Origin of the sequence: Nitrosospira briensis C-128, assembly GCF_000619905.2 — a bacterium.
Lineage (GTDB): Bacteria > Pseudomonadota > Gammaproteobacteria > Burkholderiales > Nitrosomonadaceae > Nitrosospira > Nitrosospira briensis.
In genome coordinates this window covers 1,398,101-1,417,951 of the sequence record NZ_CP012371.1, presented here as the reverse complement: position 1 = coordinate 1,417,951, position 19,851 = coordinate 1,398,101, and the positions used below count along the sequence as shown (strand labels likewise).

13 protein-coding genes are annotated in these 19,851 nt (G+C 51.9%); 7 read left to right on the top strand and 6 right to left on the bottom strand.

Going from position 1 to position 19,851, the window contains the following annotated elements; genetic code table 11:
- Window positions 1-85 precede the first annotated feature (85 nt).
- Entirely contained in the window at window positions 86-1,159 is a 1,074-nt protein-coding gene (locus tag F822_RS06405) for a nitroreductase family protein (protein ID WP_025041259.1), read from the top strand.
- A 562-nt stretch (window positions 1,160-1,721) separates the two neighbouring features.
- On the top strand, window positions 1,722-2,594 hold the full coding sequence (gene pepA / locus F822_RS06400; protein WP_025041258.1) for a flocculation-associated PEP-CTERM protein PepA: 873 nt from the start codon (window positions 1,722-1,724) through the stop codon (window positions 2,592-2,594).
- Between the two features lie 776 nt (window positions 2,595-3,370).
- On the opposite strand, the gene F822_RS06395 is transcribed toward pepA, so the two are convergent.
- The 4 genes from F822_RS06395 to F822_RS06370 all read right to left on the bottom strand — a co-directional run bounded on the left by F822_RS06395 (window position 3,371) and on the right by F822_RS06370 (window position 10,010).
- On the bottom strand, window positions 3,371-4,156 hold the full coding sequence (locus tag F822_RS06395) for an N-acyl amino acid synthase FeeM domain-containing protein (protein ID WP_407938231.1): 786 nt from the start codon (window positions 4,154-4,156) through the stop codon (window positions 3,371-3,373).
- Window positions 4,157-5,336: 1,180 nt separating this feature from the next.
- Complete coding sequence (gene prsT / locus F822_RS06380; protein ID WP_025041254.1) at window positions 5,337-8,129, bottom strand: XrtA/PEP-CTERM system TPR-repeat protein PrsT; 2,793 nt, start codon at window positions 8,127-8,129, stop codon at window positions 5,337-5,339.
- A gap of 537 nt (window positions 8,130-8,666) precedes the next feature.
- Window positions 8,667-9,449: an inositol monophosphatase family protein gene (locus tag F822_RS06375; protein ID WP_025041253.1), complete on the bottom strand. Its 783-nt coding sequence runs from the start codon at window positions 9,447-9,449 to the stop codon at window positions 8,667-8,669.
- A 3-nt stretch (window positions 9,450-9,452) separates the two neighbouring features.
- Window positions 9,453-10,010, bottom strand: a complete 558-nt coding sequence (locus F822_RS06370) for a thioredoxin family protein (RefSeq protein ID WP_025041252.1) — start codon at window positions 10,008-10,010, stop codon at window positions 9,453-9,455.
- Window positions 10,011-10,232: 222 nt separating this feature from the next.
- Between F822_RS06370 and F822_RS06365 the strand changes: the two genes are divergently transcribed.
- The 5 genes from F822_RS06365 (at window position 10,233) to F822_RS06345 (ending at window position 17,031) form a co-directional block, all read left to right on the top strand.
- The gene (locus F822_RS06365) at window positions 10,233-11,000 is read left to right on the top strand and encodes a 16S rRNA (uracil(1498)-N(3))-methyltransferase (protein ID WP_025041251.1); all 768 of its coding nucleotides are present in this window, start codon (window positions 10,233-10,235) and stop codon (window positions 10,998-11,000) included.
- A gap of 129 nt (window positions 11,001-11,129) precedes the next feature.
- Window positions 11,130-12,470 carry an amino-acid N-acetyltransferase gene (argA, locus tag F822_RS06360; protein WP_025041250.1) on the top strand — a complete coding sequence of 447 codons (1,341 nt, stop codon included), beginning with the start codon at window positions 11,130-11,132 and terminating at the stop codon, window positions 12,468-12,470.
- Window positions 12,471-12,602: 132 nt separating this feature from the next.
- Window positions 12,603-12,875 carry an oxidative damage protection protein gene (locus F822_RS06355; RefSeq protein WP_025041249.1) on the top strand — a complete coding sequence of 91 codons (273 nt, stop codon included), beginning with the start codon at window positions 12,603-12,605 and terminating at the stop codon, window positions 12,873-12,875.
- Window positions 12,876-13,343: 468 nt separating this feature from the next.
- Entirely contained in the window at window positions 13,344-15,425 is a 2,082-nt protein-coding gene (gene ppk1 / locus F822_RS06350) for a polyphosphate kinase 1 (RefSeq protein WP_025041248.1), read from the top strand.
- A 34-nt stretch (window positions 15,426-15,459) separates the two neighbouring features.
- Window positions 15,460-17,031 carry a CYTH and CHAD domain-containing protein gene (locus F822_RS06345; RefSeq protein ID WP_025041247.1) on the top strand — a complete coding sequence of 524 codons (1,572 nt, stop codon included), beginning with the start codon at window positions 15,460-15,462 and terminating at the stop codon, window positions 17,029-17,031.
- A 197-nt stretch (window positions 17,032-17,228) separates the two neighbouring features.
- Here the strand turns inward: F822_RS06345 and fba are convergent, their stop codons facing one another.
- Together fba and pyk are read right to left on the bottom strand one after the other, a co-directional pair.
- Window positions 17,229-18,293, bottom strand: coding sequence for a class II fructose-bisphosphate aldolase (fba, locus tag F822_RS06340; RefSeq protein ID WP_025041246.1), 1,065 nt, complete (start codon window positions 18,291-18,293; stop codon window positions 17,229-17,231).
- A gap of 93 nt (window positions 18,294-18,386) precedes the next feature.
- On the bottom strand, window positions 18,387-19,841 hold the full coding sequence (gene pyk, locus F822_RS06335; RefSeq protein WP_025041245.1) for a pyruvate kinase: 1,455 nt from the start codon (window positions 19,839-19,841) through the stop codon (window positions 18,387-18,389).
- Window positions 19,842-19,851: the final 10 nt, after the last annotated feature.

The following is a 19,851-nucleotide window of genomic DNA, read 5'->3' as shown; positions in this document are numbered from 1 at the left end:
GTATCGAAAGATAATCCAGTATGCTGAGATACAGCATTTAGTAAACCGCGCGTAGATGTTTCGCGCAAAATATCAGTGACGCATCATGTCTGACCGTGAAACTATCCTGAAGATTCTAGATCTGGCTCGTTGGGCGCCAAGCGGCGATAATGCCCAGCCCTGGCGCTTCGAAATTATCGATAACAATCACATTGCGGTTCACGGCCATGATACACGTGAGTGGTGCTTGTATGATTTTGAGGGCCGGGCCAGCTATATGGCCCATGGGGCGCTTTTAGAAACACTCCGCATTGCAGCAACCGCTCACCACCTCCGCGCAACCTGGATACGGCGATCAGCTACCCCCGACACGGCACCAATTTATGATGTCACGCTCGATTACGACCCGGAGCTGGATGCCGACAGTCTTATATCCTCTATCAAAGCACGTACCGTCCAGCGACGACCAATGCGGATAACCCCGCTGACCAGCGCTCAGCGCGGCGCGCTATCGGTTGCTCCAGGGCACGAGTACGGTGTGCTTTTTTTTGAGTCCTTCGCCAAACGCCGTGAAGTTGCGGGATTGCTTTGGGATAACGCCCACATTCGCCTGACGTGTCCCGAAGCTTATCACGTGCATAAAGAAGCTATCGAATGGGGGGCTCGTTTCAGCAAGGATCGTATTCCAGAGCATGCGGTCGGTGTGGACCCGCTCACTGCGCAATTAATGGGTTGGGTAATGCAGAGCTGGCAGCGGGTGGATTTCTTTAACCGATATATGTTCGGAACAATTATGCCGAGGCTGCAATTGGACCTTTTGCCGGCTGTCTGCTGTGCCGGACATGTTCTGATCTATACTAAAACTCTACCAGAAAACCAGCGCGATTACGTGCTGGCGGGGAGCGCCATGCAGCGTTTGTGGCTGACCGCAGACACAGTTGGCCTACACCTACAACCACAAATGACGCCGGTAATCTTTCATTGGTATGCGCAGATGAATCGGAAAATTTCGGCATTATCACAAATCGATCGAGCTGCGTATGCACTGGCGGAACGATTCAAGAGTCTGGTAGGCGAACGCGCGGACGGTGGATCAATATTTTTCTGTCGCGTTGGCCGATCGGCGAGAGTCAATTCACGTTCGGTTCGCAAGGAGCTTGGTGATTTGCTGGTGCCCTGAAATCGAAATAACATTTCTTCCGTTCCGACGTCATTGGAGTTCGCTTTTGTAAGACGTCAGGCGGAGGTGTCAAAGCTTTTGAACCGAGATGCCTCATTGGCGGGTACCGCGCGAAATTTCGAATCAACAACGGCGTAGACATCAAAGATCAGAGACATTATACGGAAACGGGAATTGGTGCAATTGCATGGTTCTTTGCAGGCTCAGGGTGATTTCATGAAGTCGGAAGCAAGTCCTGTTTACGGCAATCTGTGCTGCATGCATGACGTAGTATCGGATCAGCAGTGCCGCTCGATGCGAGGTCGAATGCGTCTGGTGATTCGGTGGAAGAATTGTATATGGCGAATCGTTTTTGCGTTTACCCACGTGAAATGCCGACGACCTCAGATTTCGTCAACTAAAGAAATTGTCGAATTTTATTACACATTACTTTGCTCCGAATAAGTATTTCATCTAACATATTAAAATATATACGATTTTTTATCTGGCACAGTATATGCTTATATAAAAATACCGAAACTGCCCGGACATAATGGCAGCTAATACAAAGAAGGAGCGGACGATGCACAGATTCAAGAAACTTATAATTGCCGCCAGTGTAATGATGGCGTTCTCCGGCGCTGCGTCAGCGGCTACGGTGCTGAATAACTGGGAATTTGATCCGAATGGCCCCGCCGGAGCCGGACCCGTGACAGTCAATGAATATCTTGATGTCAATGGCAATGGTTTTATCAAGATTACTCCGACTGGTGATGGTAGCATCGGTAGCGCTTATACTTTTACTCAATTCTCGGTATTTAATTCTGTTCAATATGACAGCCTGGGACAGCTGTTCCCTGTAACGCATGGGGTGACAATCACAGCGGTAGCGGAAACGACGGGTACTGGAGTTTTTGGTGGCAGCTTTGTTTTCGATGCCGGGGGTACGTTCAAGATATATTCTGATTCAGGGAATAATTATGGTTCTACCGCAGGGATATTTGGCGCCAATGTTGGTAATCTGATCGGTAGTTTTACTACCCTGGCGGGCGGTGGTGGAGTGGTTGATGGATCTGGTTCACCCACTGGTAATGGGCAGATCACGATAGACGCCATAGCAAAGCCGGGAGATCTGACACCGGGCTATTGGTTTGCGCCTGGTGGATCACCCGATTTAACCGATTCAACAGTGCTGAGTTTTGCGTTTACCAACGCCAACACGACTGGCAGCCCGACTAGTACAATGATAAGTGAAATTATCTGCCAAGGCGCTGGGTTTACCGGTGACGGTTGCGGAGCGGGTACTTACGCTAATGTGGGCGGCGACCATTTTTTTGTAAGTAATAACGGTCAGTTTAAAATAGCCTTGATTCCTGAGCCCGCATCGCTGGCACTACTGGGTGTAGGGCTGCTCGGCATGGGTTTGACAAGCCGTCGCCGCAAGGCAGCTTCATAAGAAATTGAGGTTTACTGTTTTACCAAAGTCCCGCAATCGCGGGACTTTTTTTATGTGCGTCCAGCATAGGCGCACTCTTGTGGGTGAAAATTCCACCGAAAGTTGATCCACAGCAAACGAAGTATAGTGCCATTGTGACGGTGACTGAGCGTGGGGAGGAAGCATGAGCGAACTGATGAACAAGAGCCGGATAGAAGGTGCTGGCGACCACGGCGAGCGGACATGAAACCACGATTTTGTGATTAAGGGGCAGAAACATAGGCCCTGCCCGATTGAGCTGGCCGCGCAGTATACCCGTACCTATAAAGGGTGTCCCAGTTCGGTGCGGACATGAAGTCAAGCTGGTAATAGGCTGCGAAACGAACCAGTCTCAGCATCCGGCATTACCGAGTGACAGTTAAATTATGGGACCGGGTAGTCATTTTTCTGCGCTCAGCAATTCCGCCTTGGTGGGTACGTATTCAGAAAAATCATTCGCAAACAGTCAATCGCCCCTTCTTGGCGTGCAATGCCTTCAAATCAACAAGTCGTTTCCGTCACAGTATCTCCAGCGCCAAACACGCCGGAGTCCATCACTCAGTTGCCGTTTCCACCCGGTAAGCACGTTAGGGTGTACTTCAAGCGTCTGCGCTAGTTCGGTCAGCGCCTTGCCGCCCGCCATTGCTCCAAAAGATATGTCACACACAAATCTATCGGAAGAGTTTCGGGGAGTCAAAAAGAGAATGCTATTTATGCGTAAAACATGCTTCAATTTAATTTTTTATTTCTCTGATCAATCAGTTAATATGCCGTCGAAGCGTGGCGGCTAAACCCTCTTCTTCATGCCGGGGAAAGAAATAGGAATATAGAGATCTATCTTTGTATTCGTGCGTATCTGCCAAAGATGCAATTTTGGCATCGACGTATTCCAGATCCAGATGCATTAGTACAGCAGGCGCATCGACGCGTTCGCAAGTATTAATTCCGCTAATCTGGTGAAACCCCAGCATCCGTTTGTAAAAACTCGCATGGCGCGGATTAACTTCGATAAACGCGTCATCCGCATTATGCAGACTGCGCGCGTAAATATAGGACAGGTGAAATAACGAGGCGAGTACTTCCTTTGATCCATACTGAGAATCAATGGCAAATTTTGACAATTCGCATACCTTTCTCTTTTTTTTCCGAAAGTTGTTGATCTCATCTCTATGAAGCTTATCAGCCAGTAAACCTTCCTCCCCATCAATGCCGAGTGTTAATGTCCCGACCAGTTGCTGCTGGCTGGATACCTCAAACGTCATCCAATTACTATTATTGACAAACATCTCCTCACTCGAAGTGTCATAACCACGCCATGAATACATGCGTTGAAGGAGAGCGCTTACGGCACTACGATGTAAAGATGAATTCACAGACCGAATGCTATAGCCATCACGTCTTAAAATGCACCCCTGATTGTATGTTTCTTCCGATAACCCTATGGATGATCCCGAGCCTGAGGTCTTACATCTGTCAATTTTTTTGGCGTTCGATCGCGCATTACGTTTCTGAGGAAACGATATCTCATCATTGTAGAGTTGCATGTTTAGAGTCCTAATAGTGATTGAACCGATGCCATTACGGTAACTATGATTAAAATGAGAAACAGCAGAACTCCGTTCGTGTTGGCTGAGAACGAGAGAAGAAAGCTGCGGCCGTGCGTGGAATTGATCAATTTGGCAGAACGAAAATGAAAAATTTGCTTGTGTTGTGCCAGCGTAATAACAATGCCGGTGCTGATGAAGTTCCCGATTTAGATCGGGCTTGCTTGCTCCAAAGCAAAATTCATGCCACATTTAACCCGAGTGTAATCATTGAATTGGCGCAGCCGCGATTAAGTGGCTGTCGTCAAACTAGACGGAATATTATTGTTTTTATATAATTCTTTGTTTTTTAAGACTTTATATTGTCGTTAAAAAGCGACGAGTTTGAGGTGTTTTTGTTAATGCAGGCTCTGAATAACTTGCGGGATAGTTTGAAAGCGAAGCGTATCACCATCTCCTCATCCGTATCCATCAGGTGGACGTATACTGCGAGCGTTACCTGGCCTACCAGACGTTTGCCGATGCCGTAAGCGATCAAAGCGTGCTTGAAAGGGTGGCGTCACTGGGCGCCGGGATATGGTTTCCCATTTGGTGAAAAATCGATGATTATTTATTGCCAGGGCTCGGGTGATCAGGTCGGCCTGGCGAAAACTGTTGAAACGATGCTCAGCCAGATATTGGAGGCGCAGGTGACGGAGAGTCTGAGGGCCGATCGATACGAGCGCTCGGCGGCGGTTAGCGCAAATTCAGTGAGCGGTTTCTCAAGACGGCAGCCAAGGCGGTGGCGCGCCTGGAGGCCGGTTTTGAAGATGCGAGCTGTGAGGGTCCTGCCGGAAGAATTCTGCAAGCAACTGCGCACCACGAATATGCAGTAGCGATTGAACGAGGAAATGCGCTGCCGGGGAAAGGGTGATCGCATCTTCCTAATAACGATTCCGCTCCGCGGCTGATAGGCGCCTTGCTGACTGAGCAAAATGAGGTCTGGCAGGAACGCTGCTACCTGGATATGGACGAATTCGCACAGTGGGTTACTGAACGTGTCATCATCCACTGAAACAAAACGTTATTGAACCGACCGAAGTGAATTTACAGCAAAGTTTGGGCTTGATTTTTATTTGTCACGTTGTGCTCCTATCAACATCATTTCATGATCTTCCTATAGAATAATTGTCATCTGCGCCTACTGTATTTGTTTCAGCAATGTTCTGGCGTCATCAATACCAGGAAAATTCTTCCCCGTGCTTAGCAGTTGTTCCAGTTCCTTGCGAGCGCCCGCTTTATTGCCCGATTTGTTAAGTCCAACTGCGAGATGGTAGCGGAATTCGGCTGATTCAGGCACGAGGGAAGTCGCCTTCTCCAGCAGCGGGAGACCTCGGGTAGTATTACCTTGTCCCACCAATACCCATCCGAGCGTATCCATTACCGTCGGATCGTTCGCGGTCACCCCATAGGCCCTCTCTGCATATTCAAGGGCGCGCGGATCTTTTTCCTGCTGGTAGAGCCAAGCCAGATTATTCAGCGCAGGCATAAAATCGGGAGCTTGCTTCAGAATAAGCTGATACTGCTCGATTGCGGCGCTATTATGTCGCTCTGCCATATAGGTTTCGGCAAGATACATGCGGGTAGTCGTGTCGGCAGGGTTTTGCTTTAGCCATTCAGTCAGCCGGGGAGTCGCTTCTTTACCTTTTCCGGCTTGGCTGAAGGCAGCATGCAACTTAATTAATATCGGCCCACTCTTGCCCAGAGCGAAGGCCTGATCATATGCTTTTACAGCAGCAGCGGGTTCTTTCTGCCTCATCAGTAAATCACCTTCCAGAACATAACCTGTGGGAGACTTTCCCTGCTGCTTTTGAATTTGTCTGGCGATAGCGAGAGCTTGCTCATCATTTCCTTTGCGTAGCTCTATCGCAGCTTGCGCCAATTGCGCATCCACATAATCCGGTTTTATAGCGAGCGCTTTTTTCAACGCCTCCGATGCTGCCGACGGATCCTTCAGCGCCACATAAATTGAAGCGAGACGCAATTGAGCGGGAGCGGATTCCGGCTGCACCGCGACAAGTTTTTTATAACTCTCCAGCGCGGCTTTCTTGTCGTCATTTGCGAACTGGGCTTGCGCCAGCATGTCGAGTGCACCGGGATCAGATGGATTTTTACTTTGGAATTTTTGCGCAAGGAGCAGAGACTTTTGTTTTTCTCCTGAACGAATATAATTCTCCACCAGAAGCGCAGCAGCCGGTTGTGATTCCGGGTTCTCCTGGCTTGCCCGTTCCAGCCACGCTGTAGCCTCTTTGCTCTGCTGCCGACTAAGAGCCAGCCGGGATAGCGCGGCCATGGCCTGGATGTTCTTCTTATCCTTCTCCAGGATGGCTTCAAAACGCCTTTTGGCATCGTCCGGTTTCTTTTCCAGCATATCAAGTTGAGCCAGGTTGAACGCCGCCGGATAGTAAGTGGGCTGGAGAGAAAGCGCTTTTTCAAAGCTGGCACGTGCGTTCGCGGCATCGTTTTTGCCCATGTAGATGCCGCCTTTCAGATTTTGAACGAGTGGATTGTCCGGATTTTCCTTTTCAACCATTTTTGTGGCGGCGAGCGCCTTGTCGAATTCCTTGAGACGAAGGTGGGTCATGATCAGCAGGATGCCTGTCTGCGACGATTTAGGGTCGAGTTTCGCCGCTGTTTCCAGCTCGGCCACTGCGCGACCGGTCTCGCCCTGACCCAGTTTGCTCATGCTGAGTGCGGTGTGAAGCCGCGCATTTTTTGGCGCGAGTTGACTGGCTTTTTCAAAATTTTCCGTTGCTTTGACGAAATCTTTGGATTGCATGTAGGCCTCGCCCGCCAAGGCGAGCAATTGGGGATCCGGTTGCCCGCTTTTGAGGGCCGGTGCCAATACGTCGATTGCCCGTTGAGGCTGGCGACTTTTCAAAAAGCTGGAAGCCAACAACTTACGTGCATAAAGGTTTTGCGGGTCCTTCTCCAGGTATTGTTTTAGATGCTGTTCGGCTTGTGGCGCCGAACCCAAAGCCATCTGAACTGCTCCAGCAAGCAATAGGCTGGGCATGTGGTCAGGTGCCTTGCTTAATATTTGCTGCAAAGAGTCTAAGGCGGCGTCGTGTTTGCCCTCGTTGAAATCCAGTAGCGCCTGGGCATAGAAAACCATAAGGCTGCCGGGCGCTACCTTGCGAGCCGCGTCGATATTCAGTTTTGCAACGTCGAATTTTCTGGCGCCGATTTCCAAAAGTGCTTTATCGAGGTAGGCGGTGGGGCTGTCTGGCTTTAGCTTGATAACCTGATCATAGGCAGCTAGCGCTAAATCAACTTTCCCCTGTACGCGCAGCAGGTTGCCTTTATAAAACCAGGCATCGGGGTTGCCCGGGTTTTTGACTACGGCTTGCTCCGCGAATTGGTTTGTTGCTTCGAGATCCTGATTCGCCAATGCGCATTTTGATAAACCGATCAGCGCATCGGAAAAATCAGGTTTGCCCTTGAGCGCGCCTTCGAACAACTCCTTGGCATCGTTAATCTTACCGAGCGCAAGTGATGCGTTTCCCCGCAATGCTAAAATTTCGGGTGAAGGCTTATCTTCGGAAAGCTGTTTCGTCTTGTCTAATACCTGCTGGAACTCACCCAAGCTAAGCAAGGTGTGTCCCAACTCAGGCATTACCGTTGCAGGACTCATTCCCAGGCTTAAAGCCTTCTGCAGCTCTTTCTCAGCCGACCGTAAGTCCCCGGTCTTGTTGTAGGACGTACCCAGAAGGTAGCGCGCTTCGGGATCATCCGGATTTTTCTGCAGCGCGTTCTTGAGCTGGATAATGGCAGCCTTGTCGTCCCCTTGTTCCTGATACTGCCGGGCGTCGGAAATCAGGGTCTGGGCGTTCCCTGATTTATCGCAACCTGCTGTGCCGGCACCAATCAGTGCCGCAGAGACCATAAGCGCCAATAGATTTTTCGTCGCCTTAAACTTGCTTACATTACGCATATAAAATTCCCCTTCTCTGCATTAGCGTTTCTCTTGAGAGCGGATCTTGGTGCAAGCTGATCGCGGCAGGTCTTCAATAAATAAATCAAGAATCCAACGGATATTTCTGTGGGTGGCGTCGAGCCAACAGAGTTGGGAGCCGGCATGGAATACCTCATTTCAGTTAATTACGGCTGGTGCGCAAGAAAGATTAGTCCTTGAAATAAGGGCGTCACGATACTCGAATCACCGAATGGTTATAGGAACGCAGGACGCAAGTGGCAGAGATCGAGTTGCGAGTTGCCCACTATATCCATGATTTGCCACGGCCTCAATATTGTTGTGCAGGAAGAACGTATTAATATATTTAATGGGCTTCTTTGTATCCGCTCGACCGACACAATCAAGCGTGGGCGGACCGCTCGAATAGGCGAGTCCACTTGCCGCAAAAAAATGAGCTGAATCCATTGAGTAAGGAAAACAGATCTCGCAGCCTCGATTTCAACCGGAGTCCGGCGATCCCGGTCGACCGACCCAAGGGTTGGTATATTTGATCAACTAACGATGTGCTCGCACCCAGTCCCGCCACTGGATAAACAGGCCCAAGTCAAGCGCAGCGATGGCCGAGCGTTGCCAGAGCGGCTCGGCCCAGAAATCATCTTTATCAAGACCACACATGTGTCCCCCGGCCTCTTGCAGAATAAGGCTGCCTGCAGCGTAGTCCCACAGTTTTTGTCCACCGTGCAGGTACAGGTCAAACCGGCCGGCAGCGGTGTAGCACCATTCCAGAGAGCAGGCGCCATAATTTCGATAGGAAGAAAAAGGGCGCAAGGTGCAGACGCTTTCCGCAAGTTTGGGTGTAAGCCGCTTGAAATCAACGTTCGCCATCGCGCCGCGCAAAGCTGAGGCATGCTCTTTGATCGGCAGCTTTTCACCGTTCAAGTAGGCGCCTTTGCCTCGCTCGGCATAGAACATTTCGTCTGAAACAGGATTATAAACCACGCCGAGCACACTTCTGCCGTGGCGCATCAGCGCCACCGAAACCGCGAAATAGGGAAGTCCGTTGACAAAATTCGAAGTGCCGTCTATCGGGTCCATGCACCACAGTCCGGCATCACCCGCATGCCAGCGATCGACTTGTTCGCGTTCCGCCATTTCTTCCCCAACCACGGGGCCTGCATAAATCTTTCGTAATTCCCGCGACAATGTTTCCTGCGTGGCGAGATCTGCTTCGGTAAACAGGCTGCCGTCCGCCTTGCGTTGCCGTGCCACCTTCAAATAGCGCGGCAGTATTTCCTGCTGTGCGACCGCTTTGACCGCAACGATGACCGCGTCGAGCACCGGTTATTCCGCCTGCCACTTGATCGAACACCCGATGCTGGGAATCTGTTCGTCAGGCCCCTGACCGGTTCGGGCAACCTGGAGCATACCTTCAAAAAGTTCGCGTCGCGCGCCGGGAGGGGCGGCCTCCTTGCGGGAGGCATCCAGCCGGCCACGGTACTGCAATTCGAGCCGGTCATTCAAGCCGAAGAAGTCGGGCGTGCAAACCGCCCCGTATGCTTTCGCCACTTGCTGGGTCTCGTCCCAAACATAGGGAAAAGAAAAATCGCATTCCCTGGCGATCCGCGCCATGTTGTCGAATGAGTCTTCCGGATACTCGACAGGATCGTTTGACATGATCGCGATGGCGCCTATACCGTGCTGGCGTAACTCCGTCACGTCCCGGACAATGCGATCCCGAATCGCTTTGACATAAGGACAATGGTTGCAGATGAACATCACAAGCAATCCTTTTTCGCCTTTTACGGATGCGAGGTTATACCGTTTTCCGTCCACCCCCGGTAAGTCAAAATCCGCTGCCTTCCAACCGAAATCGCAAACGGGTGTTTCCAGGCTCGCCATATTTTCTCTCCGGAATTAATAACAAAATAAATTGAGGTCTCACCGCACTTCAAAAATCAACGGTCGCAGCACCAATGAATACAACTTCGCATGCCAATATGGATTGATATAAAACGGCAAAAACCTCGAACAATATCGTTCTGCGAAATACAAGTCTGTTGATGCGCCATTATATTATCATGGGTCTGATTATTGGTTCTTCCTGCTCACTCCTCCTAAGCGATGGCACTTCCCCGTTTTTTTTCCCCCGAACGAATCAGTGCAGGCCAGGTCATCGAACTGCCCGCGGTTGCGGCGCATCATGCCTCACGCGTGTTAAGACTCCGGCAAAGTGATGAATTGATTTTATTCAACGGCAACGGTGGCGAATATAGGGCGACTATTGAGCTTATCAATAAAAGCGGCGTTACGGTGGTGGTCGAAAAGTACCTTGATATCGAGCGCGAGTCGCGACTCGACATCACGTTAGCGCAAACAGTGTGCGCCAGCGAGAAAATGGACTGGATTGTCCAGAAGGGGGTAGAGTTGGGAGTAACACGCATTCAGCCTCTGGATACAAAACGGGGAGTGGTGAAACTATCAGATGAGCGTGCCGAAAAACGCATAAGGCACTGGCAACAAGTTATTATTGCCGCTTGTGAGCAGTGCGGTAGAAATCGCGTTCCACCAATGATGCCGTTGATATCGATATCCAGATGGCTGGGCAATCAGGTTAGCGAGCGCAAGAATTCAAGCAGCGATTATCCTACGGGCTCATGTTTCATGCTCTCGCCCGCAGCAAAAAAAGGCTTGCGCGATTTTCCCGCATCTCTTGCCGCCGCTCCGCTAACGCTGCTGGTCGGGCCTGAAGGGGGGTTTACCGCGGAGGAAGAGGCTGCGGCCCAAGTGGCTGGATTTGTCCCGTTACGGATGGGTGAGCGCATACTTCGTACCGAAACCGCTGCATTGGCGGCAGTGGCAGCAATGCAGGCGCTATGGGGTGATTATTGAATTCCGGGATTCAAATGGTAGCATGTGCATGCATATTCGGTTTTGAGGCTTTGATTCAAGCATTGAACCGTAAGATTAGTGCAATACCCGCTTCATTTCTATTACATAATTGAACAGTGCATCTCCAACATGAGGCTAGACACGGATTTTGTAAGCTGGTTCCGCTCGGTAGCGCCCTACGTTAACGCTTTCCGCCATAAAATCTTTGTTGTCGCCTTTGGTGGCGAGGTCGTGGCTGATGGCAAATTTGTCGAGCTTGTTCATGACCTCAATTTACTGGCAAGCCTGGGTGTACGCCTGGTGCTGGTCCATGGTGCGCGCCCGCAGATCGAATCGCGGCTGGATGAAAACAACCTGCAGACGATATATGTCAGGGGCATGCGCGTCACTGACGGCGCGGCGCTGCAGTGCGTAAAGGAATCAATAGGGCGCGTCCGGGTTGAAATCGAGGCGCTATTGTCAATGGGTTTGCCCAATTCGCCTATGGCCAATGCCGCTATTCGCGTTGCCAGCGGAAATTTCGTCACTGCACGCCCGGTTGGCGTAATAGAAGGTATTGACCTGATGCATACCGGTGAAGTGCGGAAGGTGGATACCGCGGCTATCCGTTCGCGGTTGGAGCAAGGGGAGTTGACGCTACTTTCACCACTGGGCTATTCGCCGACGGGCGAGATTTTTAATCTGACACTCGAAAATGTTGCGGCAGAAGCAGCGATTGCGCTCAAAGCAGAAAAACTGATTTTTCTGATGGATGCCGGAAGCATGGAAAAGGAATCTCCTGATACGTCGGAGACATTGCTGCCGCGTGAACTGACTGTGGCCGAAGGCAAGGCGCTCCTGACGCGGTCTGCCGATGAACCCCCCAGGCTATCTGACGATGTCCGGTTGTATCTGCCGTTTGCGGTACGGGCTTGTGAAGGAGGTGTGTCCCGCGTTCACCTCATCAGCCGGCATGTGGATGGCGCTATATTGCAGGAGCTATTCACGCACGGCGGTATAGGAAGCATGATATCGGATGGTCCGTTGCAGAATTTACGGGACGCGAGGATAGAAGATGTCGGCGCTATCCTGCAATTGATCGGACCTCTTGAAGCTGACGGGACACTGGTACGACGGAACCGCGAATTGCTGGAGATGGAAATCGACCGCTTCGTAGTGGTCGAACATGATCGAATGATAGTCGGCTGCGCCGCACTCTATCCTTTTCCGGACGATAAGGCGGACGAGCTTGCCTGTCTCACAGTGCATCCGGACTATCGTAGTGCGGGGTGTGGTGATGCGTTGCTCAAGCGTATTGAAGCCAAGGCCAGGTCTCAGGGAAGTAAAAAATTGTTTGTTCTCACTACCCGAACCGCCCACTGGTTTGTCGAGCGAGGTTTCCTCGAGACTGATGTTCATGAATTACCTAAAGCAAAACAGGGGCTATACAATTACCGACGCCGCTCCAAGGTATTCGAAAAAAATATATAAGCGGTAGTTTGATCGACTGCTGTGCCAATTCACCGTCACGGAACCAGCGCCTTTGATTAATGGGCGAATACGGTTAAGGTTGAGGTACCCGATTACAAATTTATCTGCTGTCATACCTGGAGAAGAGCTCAAATGGCAAAATTCCTTAAATGCATCAAACTCGGGCGTGAAATGGAAGGATTGGATTTTCAACCTTATCCGGGTGAGTTGGGGAAACGCATATTCGATAACGTATCGAAAGAGGCCTGGGCCGGATGGATCAGGCATCAGACTATGCTGGTCAATGAGAACCGCTTGAATCTATCGGACATCAAGGCACGCAAGTATCTGGCTGAACAACTTGAGGCGTATTTCTTTGGGGCAGGGGCCGAGCAACCTGTGGGCTATGTGCCGCAGACGAAATAATAATCCTGAATCCGGTAGTTGACCGCTCATTTAATAGATCAGAGTTATGATTAATAACAATATTTCATATTATTTGACGCTCACCTTCCAGGTGAGGGCGCTACGGGGTGAATTGCACAGTTTTTGGGGCACATGGCTGCGTTGCAACCCCTTGGAATGGAACGGCGCCCCGAAGCGTCGCCCGAGGGACCCCGCGCAGCGGGGATCGGACAGCGCAGGGGATGCCGTGATCGCGTTCCACACGCAAGGGGCACCCTCATCCCGCTTCGGGGTCGCACCTTCCTGCGGAAGGCACTGTTCCGCCCTGCGCGGTCGCATTCCGCGTCGTTGCGCCTTGCCCTGCACCCCAAAAACCGTACACTTCACCTCGTCCAACCACCGGGTTTAGGATAATTCTGAAGTACGTCTTTCGCGAAAGATTCGATTACCCACTACTGCCGAAGCCGTGCAGGCAAAAGCTGTTTTTCCATGACAAATACCCAAACTGTTAGTCCATTTCTCAACCGCGAGCTGGGCCAGATAGAGTTCAACCGGCGAGTTCTTGCTCAAGCTGGAAACAAGGATACGCCGCTTCTGGAACGCTTGAAATTTCTGTGCATAGTCAGCAGTAATCTGGACGAATTTTTTGAGGTGCGCATTGCCGGGCTAAAGGAGCAGATCAAGCTGGATACGCCTGGTTTCGGGCCGGACGGGATGTTGCCGCGCCAGGTATTCAAGCTCGTTTCCGAACAGGCACATGCACTCGTGGCGCGACAGTACCAATTATTGAATCAGGACGTTCTGCCGGGGCTTGCAAGTGAAGGCATCCGCTTTCTACGCCGCGCCGCCTGGAACAAGGTTCAGCGCGAGTGGATCAAGGCGTATTTCTTCCGTGAGATGATGCCAGTTCTGACGCCTATAGGTCTCGATATTTCGCATCCTTTTCCACGCGTGCTCAACAAGAGTTTAAATTTTGCAGTTGAACTGGAAGGCAAAGATGCCTTCGGGCGCGGCTCTGGAACGGCCATCGTGCAAGCGCCGCGTGTGTTGCCGCGCGTGATTCCACTGCCGCCCGAGCTCAGCAGCAGCGAGTATAACTTCGTGTTTCTGTCCTCAATTTTGCATGCGCACGTGGGTGAATTATTTTCCGGTATGAGCGTCCTCGGCTGTTATCAATTCCGCGCAACCCGCAATAGTAATCTGTTTGTGGACGAGGAAGAAGTCAAGAACCTGCGTATCGCGCTGCAAGGCGAGTTGCCGCAGCGACATTTCGGCAACGCGGTACGGCTCGAAGTGGCGGACAATTGCCCGAAACACATGTCGGATTTCTTATTGGAGCAGCTTGGCCTTTCGCAAGACGATTTTTATCGGGTGGAAGGGCCAGTGAATCTGGTACGGCTGATGCAGGTTCCGGATCGGATTGAGCGTCCCGGCCTGAAATACCCACCTTTCATTCCCGGTCTGCCGCTAACGTTGCAAAAGAAAAAAGCTGTGGATATTTTTCAAATGATCCGGAAGAACGATATCCTCCTGCATCATCCGTATCAATCATTTCAACCGGTGATTCATTTCATTCAGCAGGCTGCGACTGATCCTGACGTCGTGGCCATAAAACAGACCGTATATCGTACCGGAACGGATTCGCTGGTCATGACGGCGCTTATCGCTGCCGCCAGTAGCGGCAAGGAAGTTACGGTAGCGGTGGAGTTGCTGGCGCGCTTCGATGAGGAGGCCAACATCAACTGGGCCAGCCGGCTCGAGGAAGTCGGTGCCCATGTCGTGTATGGGGTAGTCGGTTACAAAACTCACACCAAGATGGCAATGGTAGTTCGGCGTGAGGAAGGTAAGCTGCGGCGTTACGTACACCTGGGTACGGGTAATTACCACGCCGGCACTGCCCGTCTCTATACCGATTTCGGGTTATTCACTTCCAATGAGGATGTCTGCGCGGACGTGAACGAAGTATTCACACAGTTGACCGGCCTCGGCAAGGCAGGGAAATTAAGGCATTTGTGGCAATCTCCGTTTAGCTTCCACAGCCAGATGCTGGCGGCCATCAATGGCGAGATTCAAAATGTAAAAGCAGGGAAGCCTGCACGTATCATCGCCAAAATGAATGCCTTGCTCGAGCCGGAAATCATCAAGGCGCTATATGCCGCTTCCGGCGCCGGGGTAAAAATCGATCTAATCGTGCGCGGCGTCTGCGCCCTGCGACCCGGCATCAAGGGGTTATCGGATAACATCCGGGTGCGTTCGGTCATCGGACGGTTTCTCGAGCATACCCGGATTTTCTATTTTCGTAGCGGCGGTGCACAGACCATCTATCTTTCAAGTGGTGACTGGATGGATCGGAATTTTTTTCGCCGGATCGAGATATGCTTTCCGGTTCTGGAGGCGAGACTGAAAAAGCGTGTGCTTGCTGAAGGCCTTAATATATACCTCAAGGACAACAGACAGGCATGGGACATGGACGGTGATGGTAATTATCGCCTCAAAACGACCCGCAGAGGCAAGCGACTTTGCGCTCAGGAGATGCTGCTCGCGGAGTTGGCAACATCAAAACCAGGTTGAGATCAACCATGGAGCAAACCTGCAGGACCACAGTATGGCTACCGAAATCGAGCTGAAATTACGCCTGCCCTCGAACTGCGTTGCTCGAGTGCAGCGGAGTCCGTTATTGAAATCCCTGAGTATTTCGCCTTCCGTTACACAAAATCTTTACACCGTTTATTACGATACTTCTAATTTGGATCTTAGAGGTAATGACGTGGCATTCCGATTGCGTCGTTCCGGTAGACGCTGGATACAGAGCATCAAGGGTGGAGGCAGTGCGGCAGCGGGATTGCATCAGCGATATGAATGGGAAGCGCCAGTGCCGAAGCCACAACCTGATTTCACCAAAATCTCCGATCCCTCTCTTATCAAGTTGTTCGATAACGCCGATCTGCGCGAGCAAATGCGTCCGTTGTTTATCACCGAGTGTAAACGCAGGATCCGTACATTGCGCTTATCGGGTGGTGGTGAAGCAGAACTTTGCCTCGATCAGGGCAGGATCGTCGCTGGCGAGGCCAGCATTCCCTTTTGTGAAATCGAACTGGAATTGAAATCGGGCAGTCCATTACCGTTGTTTCAGCTTGCGCTGGATCTGCTGCATACCATTCCCCTTAGACTGGAAAATGCGAGCAAGGCGGAGCGTGGCTACACGCTTGCTTCCGGCATCAAATCTCCGCCGCTGAAAGCGACATCGGTTCAACTCATTGCCGAAATGAATGTAAATGAAGCATTCAAGGCAATCGCCTGGAACTGCCTTGGCCATTTGCACAGCAACGAAGCCGGCATGTTGCACGGTGGCGATATCGAATATCTGCACCAGATGCGCGTTGCTTTGCGTAGATTGCGTTCGGCTTTGAACGTTTTTTCCAGGGCGTTTTCCAAGGCCGCGTTTGCACCGATGGCACAAGAGTTAAGGTGGCTTGCCGGGCAATTTGGACCAGCCCGGGATTGGGATGTATTCGTGACGGAGACATTAGCCGATATCCTCCCGCATTTTTCCGACCACCCCGGCATCCTGCCGCTACAGGAGAAATGTGAGCAGATACGCCGGCGTCACAACGATGACGCGCGCAGCGCGGTGGAATCGGCGCATTATACGGAGCTGATGCTGAAGCTGGGGGCATGGTTGAGTGCGGATTCCTGGGTTACTCCGTCCGATCTGATGGGTTTGGATAATCGGGCGGGGATTGAGGGGCCTGGTGGTTCTGGCGGGCTCGGCGGGTCGGTGAAAGAATTCGCCGGAAAATTGCTGGCGCATCGGCACCGGCAACTGAAAAAGTACGGTAGAAAACTGGCGAAACTGAGTCCGCCGGAATTGCATGCGGTGCGTATCCTCGCCAAGAAGCAACGGTACGCAAGCGAGTTTTTCGCCGGACTCTATCCCCCAAAAAAAGTGAAAACTTACGTTAAATCCTTAGCCGAACTTCAAGATATTCTGGGCGTGGTGAACGACACGGCAATTATCGAACAATTGCTGAGCGAAGTGCCTGGCACGCGTGATGAAAGAGGTGAGCATGAAGCAGCGGGTATTATCCGGGGCTGGGTCGCGAGCAAGGCACTGGCGAAAAAGCTGGAACTGACCAATGCCTGGGCGAATTTCGATAAAAGCAGCCCGTTCTGGTAAGGGTATTCCCACGGTCCAGGTGGCACCTGAGCCATACCGAAAGGATGGAACGGACGGCGAACTCGCCCCTCTTATCAGCCCCGCTTTTTTTGCCCAACAAAAAAGGCGGTCATTGACCGCCTTTTTAGCCTTGCTATCCATCCACTCATCTTTTATGCCTAAAAGAGAGTGGTGTTTCCGGATCAGGTATTGCTGAGCTACTTGATAACTGCTTTCAAGTCACCTTTAGCATATTTATTGGCCATATTATCCAGCATGATGGGTTTTATCTTGCCTGCCTGACCGGCACAACCAAACGCTTCAAACCGCGCTTTACAAATATCCTTTGCCGCAGCGGTTGCATCCTTGAGGAATTTCCGCGGGTCAAATTCGCTTTTGTTCTTGGCAAGATGACGGCGGATTGCGCCGGTCATGGCGAGGCGAATATCGGTATCGATATTTATCTTCCGCACCCCGTGCTTGATGCCCTCCTGGATTTCCTCTACCGGCACGCCATAAGTTTCCTTCATTTCTCCGCCGTATTCCCGGATGATGTCAAGCCATTCCTGCGGCACGGAGCTGGATCCGTGCATGACAAGATGCGTATTGGGAATGCGCTGGTGGATTTCCTTCACTCGCTCGATGGCGAGAATGTCGCCGGTCGGCTTGCGGGTGAATTTATATGCGCCATGTGAGGTTCCGATGGCAATCGCCAAGGCATCCACCCCTGTTTGCTTGACAAAGTCAGCAGCCTGCTCCGGATCGGTCAGCAATTGATCATGCGATAGCTTACCCTCCGCTCCATGGCCGTCTTCCGCCTCCCCCATGCCCGATTCAAGTGAGCCCAGGCACCCCAGCTCTCCCTCGACAGATACGCCTACCGCGTGCGCCATCTCCACCACCTTGGCGGTGACCGCGACGTTGTATTCGAAGGATGAAGGTGTCTTTGCATCCGCTTCCAGCGAGCCATCCATCATGACGCTGGAGAAGCCGCTGCGGATCGCATTAATACATACCGCCGGGGATGCGCCATGATCCTGATGCATGACGACGGGAATATGCGGATAGGCCTCCACCGCTGCCGCGATGAGGTGGCGCAAAAAAGCTTCGCCCGCATATTTGCGCGCGCCGGCCGAACCCTGCATGATTACCGGGCTGTCGCATTCGTCGGCTGCCTGCATGATGGCCTGAATCTGCTCCAGGTTGTTTACGTTGAAAGCGGGCAGCCCATAGCCATTTTCCGCTGCATGATCCAAAAGTTGACGCAGTGATACGAGTGCCATTTGAGCCTCCTCCAAGTTAAAATCAGTTTATCGTGTATCGTAGTGATGAGCTGTCAGCAATGAAAGGCAGAAAATATCATGCCCGACCCGCGCTCAGGATCCCGGTTTTCGTTCATGTTTTCTGTGTTCTCCTACCTTGACGATCTTCATCGTGTTGGTCCCGCCAGCTTTGCCTACCGGCTCGCCAATGGTCATGATTATCAGATCGCCGTTGCGCACGACGCCGCGCTTGAGCAATTCGTTTTCGGCATGATTCAGGATAATCTCGGGATCGTTCGATCCGCCGCCGAACTTAACGGGATAGACGCCGCGAAACAATGTCATTTTACGGCGGGTATCCTCCTGGGGGCTCAGCGCGAAGATAGGTACGTTGGAGCTTCTGCGCGACATCAACAATACCGTTCTGCCGCTCTGCGTGAGCGCGGCAATGGCCCGAATTTTCAATCCCCCCGCAGTGAACATGGTCGCGCGGGCAATCGCTTCCTCTATCGTTTCCGGAAGGCCGCCCTGAAGCCGGCGGAGTTCGCTGCTCACCAGATACTCTTTTTCTGCCTCGAGACAGACTCTTGCCATGGCTGCGACCGATTCGACGGGATACTGTCCCGCGGCGGATTCCGCCGACAGCATTACCGCATCGGTGCCATCCAGTACCGCATTAGCGACATCGGACACTTCCGCACGGGTTGGAATAGGGCTGTTGATCATGGATTCCATCATCTGCGTAGCAGTCACCACGAGCTTGTTGTTGGCGCGTGCCGTGCGGATCATTCGTTTCTGCAAAGCAGGGACCACTGCGTCGCCCACTTCTACCGCAAGATCACCTCGCGCAACCATGATGGCATCGGAGGCTTCCAAAATATCATCCAACGCCAGAATTGCTTCGGAGCGCTCGATCTTTGCCATTAGCAGGCTTTTACCGCCGGCCTCGCGCATCACGTCTCGTGCCCAGCGCATATCATCACCGGAGCGCGGGAAGGATACGGCAAGATAGTCCGCTTTAAGCGCTGCCGCGGTCTTGATGTCTTCTACGTCCTTTGCAGTCAAGGCGGGTGCACTGAGTCCGCCGCCCTTGCGGTTGATTCCCTTGTTATTGGACAGTATTCCGCCCTGCTCAACCACGCAGTACACCTTGCTGCCCTTGACCTCCGAAACGCCCAGTACGATGCGGCCATCGTCGAGGATAAGCGTCGAGCCCGTTTCCACGTCATTTGGCAGTTCTTTGTAATCCAGACCCACCCGTTCCTGGTTACCCAGTTCACATTCGGCGTCAAGTATGAATTTATCGCCAATTTTGAGCAGAATATTGCCCTTTTCAAATCTGCCGACACGAATCTTCGGCCCTTGCAAGTCCGCCAGAACGCCTACGGCGTGTCCTGCGGCACGTGCCAGCGAACGGGCCAATTCGGCGCTTTCTATATGCTCTTCTCTTGTGCCATGCGAAAAATTGATCCGCACCACATCCACCCCGGCATTTATCATTCGTTCGAGTACCTTGGGGTCTCTGGATGCCGGACCGAGCGTTGCCACAATTTTTGTTCTTCGAATCATTTTGAGGTAG